The organism is Candidatus Deianiraea vastatrix (assembly GCF_007993655.1).
Classification (GTDB): Bacteria; Pseudomonadota; Alphaproteobacteria; order Rickettsiales; family Deianiraeaceae; genus Deianiraea; species Deianiraea vastatrix.
Genome location: NZ_CP029077.1, coordinates 112,413 through 128,445 on the forward strand (window position 1 = coordinate 112,413; position 16,033 = coordinate 128,445).

Below are 16,033 nucleotides of genomic sequence, written 5' to 3' on the forward strand. Positions count from 1 at the left end.
AAATCTTTTCCAAACCCTAAACACATCCCCGAAATCACAATTTACCTCGACTGCGAAAGGGTTTTTTGGGGGTGAGCTTTGGGAAATTTCGATTACTAAAAGAATTTTTGCCATTCAACTTAACAAAATTTACAGCATGATGTAAAAATAACCAGTTTTTATCGATGTTATAAGAAAATCTCCCTTCCCACAATCTCCTCAATTTTCACAGAACTCCCAACTTTTGCGACTTTTGCCCCTTAAATCAAATCGATATCTACCCTCATTCCACAAAAATCTCCCTTCCCACAATCTCCTCAATTTTCACAGAACTTCGTATTTTTTTGACATTTGCATTTGACACAAGATACTCTGATATCAATGGATATGAGTTATATTCGCTAGACATTGATGAGCAGTAGGCGGCCGCTGAGAGGGTTGCCACAAAATCACCGACTTCAATTGATGAAATTTGTCTATGTTTTGCAAAAAAATCTGAACTTTCGCATATTCTACCGCAAATATTATAAAATTCAGTTTCATTGTTTCTTTTTATCGGCAAAATATCGTGATGAGCGTTGTATAATGCAATACGAGGTAAATCATTCATTCCGCAATCTAAAATAACAAATTTTTCACCATCACTTTCCTTTATGCAAAGCACTTTACCAAGTAAAATGCCAGAATTTGCAACTAAAAATCTTCCAGGTTCGATAATTAATTTTACACCAGATTTTATATAATCTCCAAAAATTTCCAATATGGTATCTCTATATTTTATAAAATCAAATATGCCGTCATCCTCTTTATATTTTACGCCAAACCCGCCTCCAAGATCAATTTTTCTTATATTTATAGCAGAATTTTTGAGCCTATCCATTACATCACGCATAACTTTATATGCGGAGTGATAACTTTCGTTTGAGAAAATTTGCGAACCAATGTGAATGCTAAAGCCAATTAAATCTATGTTTTTCATAGATAGTATTTGTGATATTTTATGTTCAGTAATATCACTTGCGCTTATACCAAATTTACTATCTTGACCAGCTGTTGCAATAAATTTATGAGTATTTACCGCTGTATTTTGGCGTATTCTAATTGCAATTTTCTGAACCACTCCCAATTTTTTTCCTATATTGTTAATTTTTTCAATTTCAGAAAATGACTCAACATTTATTTGTCCAATGCTGTTTTTTAATGCAAATTCAATATCGTAATCGCTTTTTGCGGCGCCGGAAAATACTATTTTTGATGCAGGGATTTTTGCTTTTAGTGCGCGAAATATCTCTCCACCTGAGACGCAGTCTGCACCAAAATTCATCTGATGCATAATATTTAAGATGGAAATATTTGACAAAGCCTTGACTGCATAGCAAATTTCCGGTTCTAGTGGCTTGAGATTATTTTGAATTATTGAAGCAAAATCTTCGATTGCATTTTTATTATAAAGATAACATGGAGTGTCTGTTTTACTGCAAAATTCTTGTAAATTTAAGTCATTTGCGTGTAAAATATTATTTTTGTATTTAAAATAATTTGTATAAAAGTTTTCCATGTTATTCATTATTTTTTAAAATAAATATTCAAAATTTCAAGATAAATATCCGTCAAAATTTGCAAATCATCGCAAGAAACATGTTCGTCAATTTTATGCGCCATGGCGTTTTTCAGCCCAATTTCACAGGTATTTTTACAGTATTTTATAATATGGCGTCCGTCCGTTGTTCCGCCTTTGCAGTCAAGAGATGGCATGTTTCCAGTGATTTTGTCCGCAGCATCGCTTGCTATTTTGCTAATTTCATTACTGCCGTAAAAAAAGCTTTCGTTTGATATTTTATACTGCATGTCAAATTTGCCTTTTCCTGCGATCATTTCAAGGGTTTTATAGATAAATTCCGCTATTTTTTCGCCACTTTGTAAGTTGTTAAATCGCACATTAAACATGCAAGAAGCCTTATTTGGTACGACATTTGTTGATTTCATCTCATTTGAGCTTGAAACATCGACGAACTCTAAATTTGTAGGCTCAAAAGCATCATTTCCCTCGTCAAATCGATGATTTTTCATCGCAGACATAAAAAAAGCCAAGGTTGTAATTGGGTTTTCAGCTTTTTGCGGATATGCAACATGCCCAGCTGTTCCATGAAAATCAACCGAGAAATTAATGCTTCCACGACGCCCAATTCTAATGCTGTCGCCAATTTTCTCATCAGAAGTTGGCTCGCCAATTACGCATGCGTCGATTTTCTCTCCCATTTCATCGATGTGTTTTATCATTTTCTTTATTCCAAACTGTCCGCTATCTTCTTCATCTGCGGTAAGCAATATCGAAATTGTTTCGTTAAAATCAGGGTTTTGCTGTCTAAAACGACTAACGGCCGCAATAAAACATGCAATTGCCCCCTTCATGTCAACTGCGCCCCTGCCATAAATTATACCATCTTCCAAAAAGCCACCGTAAGGCTCAAAACGCCATTTATAGGCTTTTCCCTCATGAACGACATCAATATGTCCACAAAAACAGAAATTTCTCCCCGATTTTCCAAATTTTGCATATAAATTACCAGTTTTTTGCTCATTTTCGCCAAAATATTTCAAATCATGAGAAAAATCTGGCAATAAAGTTTCAATATACTCAAAAATACCGCAATCTTTAGGGCTGACGCTTGGAAATTGTATTAATTTTTGCAGTATTTTCTCTTGCATAAAATTATTTTAAAAAACCCAATACTTTTTGTTTTATTTTTGATATTCCGCCTATTTTTGCAATATTTAATTCAAGTTTATCAACAATATCAATGCAATGCAATCCTTTTGAAATATCAATAAATGCCTTTATAAAAATACCAGATAGAATAACTCTTTTTGTGTAGTAATTAAAATCAAGACTAGCATCTTTAGCATTTTTCATAACAAAATCAGCAAATTTATAGCTTATTTTGCCCAAGTAATGTGGATTTTTAATTAAATACATGCAAAATTTCTTTGCAAATATTTCATTTTGCATCATTTTTTCAACAACGCTACTTGATAAAATCTTAACTTTATTTGTAAAACTTTGAATTGTGTCTATTTTATCCATGTCAATATCACTAAAAATTGTATCGCAGTAAATATCAATTAACGAAATAATATCTTTTGGAAATATTGCAGTGAGCATGGAGATTTTGATATTATTTTGATATGCAATTTTTTGTAAAGTTTGTATGGAAAAATTTTCGTTATTTGAGACGCTGTCTATAAATTTTATAAGCAGTAATTCGTGCATAATTTTACATAAAATCACAAAGTTCAATTAATTTTGCATATACATCTTGGAAATTATCGCAAGAATATGCATCAACGCCGTAGGTTCCAATTCGTGAATCACCTTTCACTAAAACACGCTTGGCGTATATCATGGATTTTACAATTTCGCTGTCAATACCTTGATGATTTGGTATTGCAATTGACTCTTTTGTATTTGCGGAAAACTGTTTTCCATCTACGCTTATTTGCACTATAGAGCCTGTTTTAAAGGAAAATCCCATTGAAATATTTACATCTTGTCGCTTTTTATTAAAGTAAATTACCATTAAATAGGCATCTCTTGAATCTTTGTGATTTCCAACTTTTGCAAAAGGTTTTGAAAATGCGTAGCAAATTTTTCTTCCATCAACATTGCCAACTAATACCTTCCAGTTTTTCATTGTAGCTTTTAGTAATGGAATTTTAGCTGGTTCCAATATATTTCCATCTTCATCGGTAAAGTAATCTTTAATATCTTCGTCCAAACTTTTATCATTGTTTAGAATTTCATCTTTTTGTTTATTTTGCGCAGCATTATTTACTGCATTTGATATATTTGAATAAAGCAATAAAATAGATATAATCAGTAGTTTTCGCATATCAAAGCACTTTTTCCCATACATTATTAACCCTTTTAAAGAATTTGCAAGAAGAAAATTTCATATTTATTTTTTCCATATCAATTTCCTTGATGTAGTTTGCGCTTTCGTCAATTCCGCAGAAAATATATGCAACTTTTAGCACCTCTTTTGTGTATTCGTAACTGCAAATTTCATGGATTTGCTCTGCAATTTTGTCATTTTGCTTTGCAAAGCAGATTGATGAAAAACCGTCTTTAGTTTCAAATTTATCGGTTAAGTAAAAATGTTGTAAATTTATGTCAAATTTATCCAAAATAGTGCCATGGGGAATGAATTTTTCGCTGCTTATTGTCCAAATTCGCCTGTCGCATTCTTGCATTAATTCGACGCTGTCGCAAACGATTATGCCGTAAATATTTTGAGACTCCATTGCAAGCACAAGGTTTGCAACAACATCCTTAATTTCTTCATTTGCAATGTGATAAATCATTAATTCCATATTCGATTACGTTAGATCTTTGAGTACAAAATCCGGCTTTGCATCGTGCTTTTTTGACAGCCTTTCAAACTCATTTTTATCCAAAATATCGCCATTTAAAAGACTTCCATGAATTCCCGTTAAAACCAGTGCTGACTTGATATTTACACCGTTTGCGCCTTTTATATCAGTCTCAAAAGAGTCCCCAATTGCGATGATTTTTTCCTTGTTTATGTTGCCCAAGTAGTTGAAAATTTCATTATATATGTCAGCAAATGGCTTGCCAAAATATGAGACAGAGCCGCCGATTTCTTCGTAAAGTTTTGCAATATGACCAGCGCATAAGAAATCTAAATGGCCGTTTTTATCTTTTACAATCACGCCTTTTAGCTCGCCTTCTTTGGTAAATTGCGCATTTTTTGCCTTTTGCTTTACTATTATGTCAGGATTCACACATATCATTTTTAGATTTTTCCCTTTTGCAAGCTGAAGTTTTGCAGATATTTCGTCGTTTTCTTCACGCGTTTCAAACATTCCAAAAGAGACCAAAAAATCGGCTTCATTTAAATCAGAAACCCTTTGCAGTCCTTTGATATTTGCAATTAAATCAATGTCTAATTTATTGCCAAATCCGAAGTATTTACCGCCAAATTCGCCATTTTTACACTTGTTTAAGAAAAGCTCACCTGGTGTAAAGATTTTTTCATATAAATCCGTTGTAATTCCAACATTTTCAAGCCTTTGTGCTGTTTGAATTGCTGTTCGTGGGGCATTTGATATAAATATTGCTCTTTTCCCCTGTTTTTTAATCTCTAAAAGCATTTCTTTTGCGCCGTCATAAAGCAAAGCGCCATCGTGAATAAGTCCGAATATATCTAGCAAAAATATATCAAAATCGTCTATAATTGTCTGAATTTTTGCAAACATCTTGATTATTAATTTTTTATACTTTAAAATGCTGTTTAATAAAAAGCAAGTAATTATGAAAAAAATTATTATCTTAGGTTCAACTGGTTCAATTGGGCAAAATACACTAGATATTGTGCGTAAAAATCCAGAAATGTTCGAGGTTTTGGCGCTTTGCTGTAAATCTAATGTCATCGAATTTGTGAGGCAAATACTTGAATTTCGTCCAAAATTTGTCGTCATGGAGGATGAAATTTTACTTGCGTCCGTTAAAACAAAAACTATACATTTGGGCTGTAAATTTATCGGTGGAAAGGGCTGTTTTAAAGATTTGGCTGCGCAAATTGACAAATTTGACTGCCTTGTCTCTGCAATTTCGGGATTTGCCGGCATGGAGCCGACTTTTACCCTTTTGCCAAAAGCAAAAACCCTTGCAATTGCGAATAAAGAAAGCATTATTTGTGCTGGAAAGTTTTTAAAAAATGAGGCGCAAAAACATAATGTAAAAATAATTCCAATAGACTCTGAGCATAACTCACTTTACCGCATTAAATCTGGAGTTTTAAACAATTCGGATATAGAAAAATACACAATTACTGCATCGGGCGGCATGGTTTTGGGAAAAAGTTTAGAGGAAATAAAAGCGTTAAAAGCTAAAGATATTGCCAATCCAAACTGGAAAATGGGGCAAAAAATTACGATTGATTCAAACACTATGGCAAATAAAGCGCTTGAATTAATGGAAGCATGCGTACTTTTTGACATAAATTACAAGCAAGTTGACGCAATAATCCAGAGGCAGTCGATTATTCACGCAATGCTTTACTTAAAAGATGGCTCTGTGACTGCGTTTTTATCAAATCCAGACATGCAAATTCATATTGGTCATGCAATTTCAGATGGCGTTTTAAACATTAAAAATAGCGCGAAAAAACTTGACTTAATTGCCATTAAAAACCTAGATTTTGCCGAGATTTCTCATGAAAAATACAAAATGTTCTACCTTGGAAGATTTGCCTTGAAAGTAGGTCACGAAGCTCAAATTATTTTTAATGCAAGTAACGAGGTTGCAGTGCGGAAATTTATCGATGATCAAATAGGTTTTTGCGATATTGAAAAAATTGTTAGCAAATGCCTTGAGGCAGATTTTAGTGTAAAAATAAGCTCAATTGATGATGTAAAAAACCTCGATGAAATGGCAAGAAAATACGCAAATTCTGTAGCTTTATAATATTATATGATAGCAAAATTAATCGGAAAAGTTCATGAAGTTTGCGAAGATAGGGTTCTGCTTGATGTCTCTGGCGTAATTTACGAAATAATTTGCCCAAGATCCACCCTTACAAATATAACATGTGGAGTGCAAATATGCCTTGAAATAGTCCATATTTTTCGTGAAGATGGGCAGTTTTTATACGGTTTTAGCACAAAAGACGAAAAATTCTGGTTCCTTGAGCTTACAAAAATCAGCGGACTTGGTCCAAAATTTGCAATTAGCGTGCTTTCAACTCTAACGGTTGACGAAATTTACAGCGGAATTTTATCTCAAGACGAAAAACTGTTTGCAAAAGCAAATGGAGTTGGCGCGAAACTTGCAACTAGAATAGTGACTGAAATGCAGTCTGTTCTGAAAAAAATCGGCACCCAGAGTGTAAATAATGTAAAATCTGTATCAAGTGTGCAGGCAAAAAATAGCAAAAATAACAGCCTGCTTGAAGCAACCGATGCACTGGTCGCACTTGGCTTTCAAAAATCCCAAGTGTATCAGATTATATCGAAGAAATTTGCGGAAGATGGCGAAATTTCCACAGAGGATTTAATCAAGTTTTATCTGAGTTCCGTAGCCATGAAATAGTAAATTTTGTAGCTCTATAGTTGCTTGAGTGTGCACAGAGTATTTGCCAAGAATGTAAGTCAGTTTTTCTTAAGTAATGTGTTGCCGAGATGATAAAATATCCTGATTTCAAAGAGTAAATTTGATATAATGAATGCGTTAGATTTAATAAAGTTTATTACAAATAACTATAATAAATTGACTTTATAAATTGTCAATATTGAGTAATTATTTTTTATTTAAAAAAAAACTTGCAAATTAAAAAAATGCTATATTAATTTTCTTAAGCTTTGGGGTGTCGCCAAGCGGTAAGGCACTGGTTTTTGATACCAGCATTCATAGGTTCGAATCCTTTCACCCCAACCACTTCTTTTTATTGTCAGCTTTTTTGTCTTTTTTGATTAATTTTTTAGTTATGAACGCTAGTATAGTATCTATTGCAAAAGCAAAAGTTTACTTAGTTTGTCTTTCTATTATAGAAAAAACAGATTATTCAATGGGTTTTGATGAATTATTTTCTAATATCGAGAAAATTGTTCTAGTAAATGATAGAAATATTCTAGAATTTTTTTCCTCAAGAGATAGAGCTAGTTTTGTAAGCATAGTACTGAGGAATTGTAAATCAAGTCAAGATTTGCAAAATGTTGATATAGCTAGAAAAATTAGATCAGATGCACTGTTAAATATATGTGATAAACACATTTTAAATGATGCGAAGAAAAATATTGTTGCAAATATTGATAAAATAAAAAATAAAATCATAGAAAACATAAATATTATTGGCTTGCATAATGGAATTTCTGAGAAAGAAAAGAGGATTTTCCTTGAGATTGTTTTTGATGATATATGTTATTGCCTTGCATCTAAATTTCAAAATTTTATTAAAGAAAATAACGATGTCAATAATGCAAAATGTAAGATTCTTTTTGATAATTTTACATTACATATATCTTCCAATACAGAAAAAGCATTCCAGAAAGTTTTTAATTTTGATATAAAAAATTTCAATGATAATGCACTCAATATTGCAAATTCTATTTTTAATGAGACTGTTTTGAGTATTGAAAGAATTAATAGCGAGCTATCTGCAGTCTCGAAAAATAGCATTAGACAAAGAGAAAATCTGCTAAACATAAGGGAAAATGAAATTGAAAAAAAAGAAAGCGAGGTTGATGAAATGTTTAAGAAGAATCTTGAATTTAGTATTGAGTTGCAAAAGCGTGCATCTGAAATTGATGCCAAAATGGACAAGATGGAGCTTGATAAATTAGAAATTAAAGAGTATATTAAAAAGATTAATGAAATTGCAAAGAAAGTTATTAATTTAACAGATAATTTTATATAAAATTATCAAGTATTATTTAATATACAGGTTAATTATACTTGTTTGCAGATAGTTGATATAGCTCGGGTTATATCTTTTTCTCTATAAATTTTGTCGCAATTTTTATACACTCATCATTTATTGTATGTGGCATATCCTTGATAATGTGAAGATCTGCAGCCCATCCAGCTTCAATGAGTGCTTTGTGTGCTATTTTTGAGTATGTAAATGGTAAAACGTCGTCTTTATCACCATGTATCATGCAAATATCTTGATTTATTATACTATTTTTTAATACATCGTCTTTCCTTGCCAAAGTACCAGAAAAATATACTATTCCAGAAAGTTTTTTTCCTATTTTAATCCCAGTATGCAAGGAAAGCATTGCCCCTTGTGAAAATCCAGATAGAAATAAATCCCCATATGAAAGATTGTATTTTTGCAGCATTTCATTGATATATTCAATGAGAATTATATAAGCCTTATCAAGCCCTTGGTATACAAAATCTTCATCTCTTGACATGAGCGAAAACCATTGTCTTGCATTGCCGGATGGGTCATATTCAAAGGAAAATGGTGCATCAAGTGATAAAAATAAAACCTTATCCTTGATAATTTGGCTTTTATTTACCATATCCATTGCAACATAAGACATGTCGTCTTTATTTGAGCCATATCCATGCATTATAATAACGATTTTCTCAGGGTTCTTGCTGCCTATTTCACTGTGTATCATTTTTAATATCAGATAGACAATTTATAAATTCCTTATTGTAAGATGACTTTGTTCCTTGTAGCAATTCTGTTATATGTGTTATATATTCTGGTTCATTTGATAATAAGTAATTAATACATTTTGGATCTTTGTAAAATAGAAATCTTTTTGAGCTATAAAGGCCGTAGATCTTTTTAATACATTCTTTATCATCTTTAACAGCTTTTTTGACGATTTCTTCACTTTCTGCAAGTCTGCCGTAATTTCTGGAATCTTCGGATATATATTGATTAATTGCATTTGCTACTGACTGTGTTAAAATTTTACAGTTTATTGTGCTTTCGCACGCCTTGCCATTGCATGATTTTTTATATGATTTTGAAATCGTTAAAATAAAATTTGTTAAGAATGAAGATGAATGATAATTTGCCAAAGCTGTATTTTGCTGTCTATTATTTTTTAAAATAAAACAATCCGGATTGCGTACGGCAGTAAATGGCATAGGCATATCTTTTTGCGGTACTAAAAATTCTGAATTTGCAATTGGAATTTTCTTAACAACACCGTATTCAAAGATGCACTCATAAACTTTGGTTTTAACAGATGAAACAGATGCAAATGCGAAATTATTGTGTGTAAAAACTATTACAATAAAAACAACAAATTTCAGCAAAAGCATCTGTAAAAACATTTTTATATATTAAATTTAATGAAACTATTATTCACCGTGAACCACGGTGCAACCTTGTGAATAAATCGGTAACCATACAAATCTTGTATCAAAATTTTCTTTATCAATAAAGGCAATTTTTGTAATTTTACCATTACTTTTAGCAGTTTCTATCGAAGAATCGCCCCAAGAAGTTAAGCCAAGAACACCAGTTGTACAAGAGCGACCAATTTTTGATACTTTTACTGTATTATCGAAATTTGTGTGATATGATTTATCTTTTATATTGTTATATATCAATCCAGTACTCATGCCAGTAGATGTTTGCGCACAGCCAGCAATTGTAACTAAAGAAATAGCCAAAGCAATTTTTTTCATAAATAAATATTAAATCTTAGAATAACTATCTCAATAAATTTTTTAAAGTCAAGTATTTATTCTTTTTTGCATTATGTCTATTTAAATAGAATGCCAATGTAGTAAAAAAACTTCTTGACAATAAGTTAATTTCATATTTTATCTCACATATTTTCATATTTGAAAAATGTCTGGAAAGTTAAAGCAAATTAGAGACAGAGTTAAAAGTCTAAAGTCTACAAATAAAATTACAAAAGCAATGGAAATGATTGCCTCTGTAAGCCTTAAATCTGAAAGAAAAAAACTAATTGCAACCAATGAATATTTTAAGGAAATATCAACTATTGCAAAGTCTTTCAATACACAAGATAGTGAGCTTTCAAATATAAAAGATGTAAATGTTTTCAAAGGCCACGATGCTTCAAATAATGTTTTATTGATCGTTATATCACCAAACAAGGGTCTTTGCGGCAATGTCAATAATGCACTTGAAAAGGAGGTCAAAAAATATATTTCCAATTGCAAGAAGAAAATTACTTTATTTACAATTGGTAAAAAAATTGATGAATTTGCAAGAAAGCACCTGCAAGAATATGAAATAATATCATCAAAATCTAATGATTACGAAAATCTTGTAGAAATTATATCAAGTAGAGAATTTGCAAATATCGATTTTCTATATACACATTTTACATCTATTATGGAAAATAAACCTACTGTACTTAAGGCATTTCCAGTTACAATAGATGAAAATTCCAGTATTGATAAATTCAAGATCGAGCAAGATTTAAATTTAATGATAGATTCTATCTCATCACTGCTAATTAAAGGCTGTCTTCAGTATTGTAAAATCAACAGTACAACAAGCGAAATGGCATCTCGCATGATTGCAATGGACGGAGCAACTAAAAATAGTAAAAAAATTATAGATAAATTGACGTTGCAGTGCAATAAAATACGTCAAGCAAAAATAACAAATGAGTTAATTGATGTTGTATCAGGTGCGCAGGTCATATCAGGTTAAAATTTCAGCATGTATAGTTGTTTATAACTCAGATTTTAACGAGTTATGCGTCTGTATTGATAGCTTTTTTGAAAACGGCGGAGAATATATCGTTCTAGTTGATTCAAAGTCATCGAGTAATATAGTGATGAAATTAAAAAATAAATTTTACAATGAAAATAGAGTTTCAGTCTTAGAGCTTAGTGAAAATCGTGGTTTTGGCTATGGACATAATCGTGGTTTTGAATATTTGCAGCAAAATAACAAAATTGGTAAGTTTCATGCAATAATTAATCCAGATATAAAAATGCTAGATGGATGCCTTGCAAATCTTTTAGATTATGTCGCAAAAAATGATGAATGTGCTATATGCGTTCCAAAAATATTTAATCCAGACTTAACAACTCAGATGTTAAACAAGAATAATCCCAATGTTTTTGATATGTTAATTAGGAGATTTTTGCCTAAATTTCTACAAAATATGTCATATTTTCAAAATAGATATAATAAATATATAAGATTAGATATTGGATATGATAATATATGCGAAGTTCCATTTGCATCGGGGTGTTTTTACTTTATGAGAAGTGAGACTTTTGAAAAACTTAATGGATTTGATGAAGATTATTTTTTATATATGGAAGATGCAGATTTATGCAAAAGGGCTTGGAATATAGGGAAAATTGTTTTTGTGCCAAGTGCAAAAGTTATACATATTTGGAAGAGAGAGAGTCATAAAAGTCTTAAAATGACATGGATTATGATAAAATCTATGCTTGTTTATTTCAGGAAACACGGCTTTATGATGTAAAATATGGCAGATGGTAAAGCGAAAAAAAAGCAAGATGATCAAAAGAAAAAGCAAGATGGAATGATAAAAAAAATTTTTCTTGCAATAGCTAAGCATCTAGGAGGATTTTTGCTACTAACGGTTATTGTATTTACAGCCTTGATGATTTTTGCCATGAGTGATGGTAAAAATATGGGTAAATGCTATAATGCTGCTGAATTTGGTGCTGTAAAGGAATTTACACTTGATGTATCTGAAATTAAAGGCTCTGGTGCCACTGCTTCAGTTTATCAACTTGATCAATCTGGCCAGAATCCAGATTGGATTGACTCAGGCCTTGAAACAACAGGAGACATGATAGTTTTATATTCAAATGGATTGTGGTTTCCTTGGGGGAAAAATGCAACATCAAAAAGGCCAAATATAGTAAAAGCAGTCGATGGCACATACGCAGTTGTAACGGAATATGCAGTTTGTAATATGTCAGATGACTTAAATACAAATCCATATTACTGCAATTACGGCTATGATCAAGAAACTGGAAAATGTAGATATTTGGAATACTCAAGTTTTGCACTTGACACTCTGCATAGATATTACTTAACATCATGTGAAAATACAGTTCCGCTAAATTATCAAAATTCATATATTGGAGATTATCATTTTTCCCAGCAAATGAGCGAAATATATTCAACATGCTTAAATTATGATGGCATTAGAACGCAACTTGCACAACCAATTGACAGATATACTACATGTGCACTTGCAAATGGATATGGGGTATACATGAAACTTGGACTCAATGCCCCAATTGCATATCATGTTGCGAATAAAACTGTTCCTGTGCTTGAGCCAAATCCTAAATCACAAACAGGCTATTCTGTTGTTACAAATAGCGACGGAATACGAATGACAATGGCTATGCCATTTACTATTCCAACAACAGTGTATAATTTAGAAGCGGCAAAAACAAGGAGTGTTGATTATCAAGTTTCTGCTGCATCGGGATGGCTTGCGGCAACTGATGGATCAAAAGAAGATTTACAAGAACATCCAATGTCTTATTATGGAGATTGCAAAAATGCAAGTCTTGCACCAACTGACTCTAGTAACGCGCATGCAAATATGTGTGAATTTGCATTTCCACAGGCAGGTCTTAGAATATATTTTACCGTTGCAGACCTTGATTATACAGACAATGAAGGCAAGGTGACATTAAGGTTTGCAAGAGGTGCAAGATATGCAGGATCAAGTAGCGAAGGCATGTTAAATTCAGTTTGGAATATGGTAACTGTATATGCACTTGGTTTAAAAACAAAAACTATTGATATTAAAGACTCAAATGGCAATATTATTAAATCTGAAGTCAGAACGGTGTTTTCTGATGATGGACTTGTAGTGAATATGAGAAATGCGATTTTAAGATCTCCAGTATTTCAGGCAACAATTCTTATGTTTGGATTATGGAGCTTCATGGCATTGGCATTTGATTTTCTAACTGGTAAATATGCACTATCCGTACAAATGATAGTCAGTAAAGCTATGTCAGTTGGCTTTGTATTCTGGTTTTCCAATCCTAATAACAGTGAAATATTTGACTATTTTTTAATACCTCTTTTCTTAACTGGAACACAAGAGTTATCGGCTGAAATTATAAGTGGATTAATGCAGGTAACGGGCTTCTCTGCCGGAAATATTGATGCAAAAACACCATTTGTATCGCTTGATAGCGCTGTTAGAGATTTATTTGGACCATCAATGCTTGCAAAAAGTCTTGGCTTTTTCTCAGAAGGAGGCTTGTATATTTTAATATCAGTTTTAATATTTTGGTCTATTTTATCGACTGCTATATATCTTGTTAGAATATCCATGATATTTATATTTTCAACAATTGGAATTTCTGTATATTTTGCATTATTCCCCTTTGCAGTAATCTTCTTAATGTACAGTGAAAAATTTCAAAAACGATTTGAAGACCATCTATCAAATATGATAACAATGTCGCTTACAAGTGTAATGGGTATTTTGATTTTTACCATTGTTCTAAACATAGTAATGTCTGCAATACACGATGTTTTATCGTATGAAGCATGCTTTAAACCATGGTTTAGTATTGTAGTTTTCACTTTTTACAAATGGGAAATAGTTGGCAATATAGATTCTGGTGTTATATTTAAACAAGTTATTGCAATGATTACTACAGTTTTTCTTGGAACTCAGACTTTTGATTTTATTCAAAAATTTACAGCAAGTATTTTTGGTGGAAGTAGCGCATTAAAAGATGGGTCAAAAATATTCGGCAATATGTGGGATTTTGCTGCAAAACCAATTAGCAAAATGACAGGTGTTGATGTTAGCTCAAAAGCACTTGATAATCCAGGTGGTATGCTTGGTAGTATGATAGCTAGATCGTCTTCTATAGTGGGAAAAGCACCAAAATATGTTGCTCGTAAGGGTTATGAATATGCCGGCAAAAAGCTTGAACAACTTGGCAATGCAGCTTTGCGAAAAATGAAAGAGTTATTTGGAGATAAAAATAAATCTGGTGGTGGCGGTGGAGCTGGAGGTGGCGGAGGTGGTGACATGTTAATAAAACGCAACAAACCAGAAATGGCAATGAATTTTGATCTTGATGGTGGGCAGCAACAAGGTGATAAAGATGCTCCAGTGCTTAGTTTCGATGGTGAAAATCAAGAAGATAAACCAGAAATGGCAATAAATTTTGATGGCGATCAAAATAAAGAAGATGAACAACCACCTGTGCAACTTAACTTTGATGGTGAAGCAATGGGTGATGCTGCTGATCATAGTGGCAATTTAGAAGGTAATGGCGAGAAAGATGAAAAAGAGGTTAGCAATCTCGATAAAGCATTGGATTTAAAGAAAAGAATTAGAAATCTTGAGGGAAAAATTGACAAGGAAAAAGGCGATGGAAATGATGAAGTTAATGAGATTGATAGGAAGAATTTAACTGAATTAAACACACAGCTTGAAAAACAGGTTCAAGAATTAACCGATAAAGAAAGATTGCAATTAAAAGAGCATGAATTAAAAGAAGAAAATAGAGAGCTGAAAAAAGAAAATGAAAAACTAAAAGATGAAAATGAGAAGTTGGCAATAGAAAATGAAGCATTAAAGAAAACGAAGGAAAGTATAGAAAAAGATGAGAAGATGTCAGAAGAGGAGAAAAAGGCTGCACAAGAGATGATAGACAAGAAAATAGCTGAAAATGAGAAAAAGATAGAAGAAAATAAGCAAAAAATAGCTGACAATGAAGAAAGAATTCTCGCTATTAATGCTGAATTAAAAGTCATTCAAAATGAAATCCAAATGATTCAAGAAAGAGAAGATTTGCAAAATAGATATGATCCAATTATAGATTTCAAATTTGATGATATACCAAAAGATGAAAATTCAAGTGGATTGATATTAAAATTTGATGACAAAGATGAGAGTAGGGAAAAAGATGATAATGAGAAAGAAAAAAATAATGATTTCAAAGAAGTTGCTGATGATGTCGTCATTAATACAATTCAGGAGAAAGATTACGCTGTAGACGAAGAGAAGGACAAAGATGATGTTCAGCCACTTCCTACAGAGCTGCAAGTTCAAGAAGTTGGCGATGCTTCAAAAGCTTTATCTACAGAGCTTGAAGTTGCAAGTGTTGGTGGAACTGAAAATTTAGTCATGGGAGGCGGTGGAGACAAAGATGATAAAAAACAGGAAGTTGTAGAGCAAATTACAAAACTTGAAAATAAATCAAAGATGCATACTAAAAAGCTGCAAAAAATTGATCAAAAATATAAACAATGGGAAAAATCAATTGGTGGAAATGTTGAGAAATTCAATGAAACATTAAAAACAATCTCTGAAATGACAGATGTTAATACTCAAATAGCTGCAATTAATGACTTTAATAACAAATGCGGTAAAAAGATTATTGATTTGCTTTCCCAAGATGCAACTGGTGTTAAAGTGGCTCTTGATACTCAATTTACATTTAATGCTATGATGCAGCAAAATATTGAGCTTCAAGCACAAAAACAAGAGATGCAAATTAAGAAATGTGATAATGAGCTTAAAAAATTAAAAAAACAATTATAGA

At 32.0% G+C, this 16,033-nt stretch carries 15 protein-coding genes and 1 tRNA gene; 7 read left to right on the top strand and 9 right to left on the bottom strand.

Annotated features, from left to right (window positions below):
- Positions 1–262: 262 nt before the first annotated feature.
- Genes lysA through deia_RS00485 form a run of 6 tightly spaced genes read right to left on the bottom strand, consistent with a single transcriptional unit; the run spans position 263 to position 5,256 of the window.
- Positions 263–1,546 (bottom strand): diaminopimelate decarboxylase, encoded by a 1,284-nt coding sequence (gene lysA / locus deia_RS00460; RefSeq protein WP_146820215.1) that lies wholly within the window; start codon positions 1,544–1,546, stop codon positions 263–265.
- Entirely contained in the window at positions 1,546–2,688 is a 1,143-nt protein-coding gene (gene dapE, locus deia_RS00465) for a succinyl-diaminopimelate desuccinylase (RefSeq protein WP_146820216.1), read from the bottom strand. Before dapE ends, lysA begins: the two co-directional genes overlap by 1 nt.
- Positions 2,689–2,692: 4 nt before the next feature.
- Positions 2,693–3,250, bottom strand: coding sequence for a ubiquinone biosynthesis protein COQ9 (locus tag deia_RS00470; RefSeq protein ID WP_146820217.1), 558 nt, complete (start codon positions 3,248–3,250; stop codon positions 2,693–2,695).
- A 4-nt stretch (positions 3,251–3,254) separates the two neighbouring features.
- Positions 3,255–3,869 carry a hypothetical protein gene (locus tag deia_RS00475; RefSeq protein ID WP_146820218.1) on the bottom strand — a complete coding sequence of 205 codons (615 nt, stop codon included), beginning with the start codon at positions 3,867–3,869 and terminating at the stop codon, positions 3,255–3,257.
- A gap of 1 nt (position 3,870) precedes the next feature.
- Positions 3,871–4,350 carry a DNA polymerase III subunit chi gene (locus deia_RS00480; protein ID WP_146820219.1) on the bottom strand — a complete coding sequence of 160 codons (480 nt, stop codon included), beginning with the start codon at positions 4,348–4,350 and terminating at the stop codon, positions 3,871–3,873.
- A 6-nt stretch (positions 4,351–4,356) separates the two neighbouring features.
- On the bottom strand, positions 4,357–5,256 hold the full coding sequence (locus deia_RS00485) for an HAD hydrolase-like protein (protein ID WP_146820220.1): 900 nt from the start codon (positions 5,254–5,256) through the stop codon (positions 4,357–4,359).
- A 55-nt stretch (positions 5,257–5,311) separates the two neighbouring features.
- Here deia_RS00485 and dxr point away from each other — a divergent pair, with 55 nt between their 5' ends.
- The 4 genes from dxr (at position 5,312) to deia_RS00505 (ending at position 8,414) form a co-directional block, all read left to right on the top strand.
- On the top strand, positions 5,312–6,466 hold the full coding sequence (gene dxr / locus deia_RS00490) for a 1-deoxy-D-xylulose-5-phosphate reductoisomerase (RefSeq protein ID WP_161982754.1): 1,155 nt from the start codon (positions 5,312–5,314) through the stop codon (positions 6,464–6,466).
- 6 nt (positions 6,467–6,472) lie between these two features.
- Entirely contained in the window at positions 6,473–7,090 is a 618-nt protein-coding gene (ruvA, locus tag deia_RS00495; protein ID WP_146820222.1) for a Holliday junction branch migration protein RuvA, read from the top strand.
- Positions 7,091–7,360: 270 nt separating this feature from the next.
- Positions 7,361–7,435 (top strand) — tRNA-Gln (locus deia_RS00500).
- A 49-nt stretch (positions 7,436–7,484) separates the two neighbouring features.
- Positions 7,485–8,414 carry a hypothetical protein gene (locus deia_RS00505; RefSeq protein ID WP_146820223.1) on the top strand — a complete coding sequence of 310 codons (930 nt, stop codon included), beginning with the start codon at positions 7,485–7,487 and terminating at the stop codon, positions 8,412–8,414.
- 67 nt (positions 8,415–8,481) lie between these two features.
- Here deia_RS00505 and deia_RS00510 read toward each other — a convergent pair whose 3' ends face one another.
- Genes deia_RS00510 through deia_RS00520 form a run of 3 tightly spaced genes read right to left on the bottom strand, consistent with a single transcriptional unit; the run spans position 8,482 to position 10,156 of the window.
- Positions 8,482–9,129, bottom strand: coding sequence for an alpha/beta hydrolase (locus tag deia_RS00510; protein WP_146820224.1), 648 nt, complete (start codon positions 9,127–9,129; stop codon positions 8,482–8,484).
- Positions 9,116–9,799 (bottom strand): hypothetical protein, encoded by a 684-nt coding sequence (locus deia_RS00515; protein ID WP_146820225.1) that lies wholly within the window; start codon positions 9,797–9,799, stop codon positions 9,116–9,118. The genes deia_RS00510 and deia_RS00515 overlap by 14 nt, the downstream gene beginning before the upstream one ends.
- Positions 9,800–9,826: 27 nt before the next feature.
- The gene (locus deia_RS00520) at positions 9,827–10,156 is read right to left on the bottom strand and encodes a TRL-like family protein (RefSeq protein WP_146820226.1); all 330 of its coding nucleotides are present in this window, start codon (positions 10,154–10,156) and stop codon (positions 9,827–9,829) included.
- Positions 10,157–10,322: 166 nt separating this feature from the next.
- Here deia_RS00520 and deia_RS00525 point away from each other — a divergent pair, with 166 nt between their 5' ends.
- The 3 genes from deia_RS00525 to deia_RS00535 are packed head-to-tail and all read left to right on the top strand — an operon-like array spanning position 10,323 to position 16,032.
- Positions 10,323–11,159 carry a F0F1 ATP synthase subunit gamma gene (locus tag deia_RS00525; protein ID WP_146820227.1) on the top strand — a complete coding sequence of 279 codons (837 nt, stop codon included), beginning with the start codon at positions 10,323–10,325 and terminating at the stop codon, positions 11,157–11,159.
- On the top strand, positions 11,137–11,949 hold the full coding sequence (locus tag deia_RS00530) for a glycosyltransferase family 2 protein (protein ID WP_222912631.1): 813 nt from the start codon (positions 11,137–11,139) through the stop codon (positions 11,947–11,949). The genes deia_RS00525 and deia_RS00530 overlap by 23 nt, the downstream gene beginning before the upstream one ends.
- Positions 11,950–11,952: 3 nt before the next feature.
- Complete coding sequence (locus tag deia_RS00535) at positions 11,953–16,032, top strand: hypothetical protein (protein WP_146820229.1); 4,080 nt, start codon at positions 11,953–11,955, stop codon at positions 16,030–16,032.
- Position 16,033: the final 1 nt, after the last annotated feature.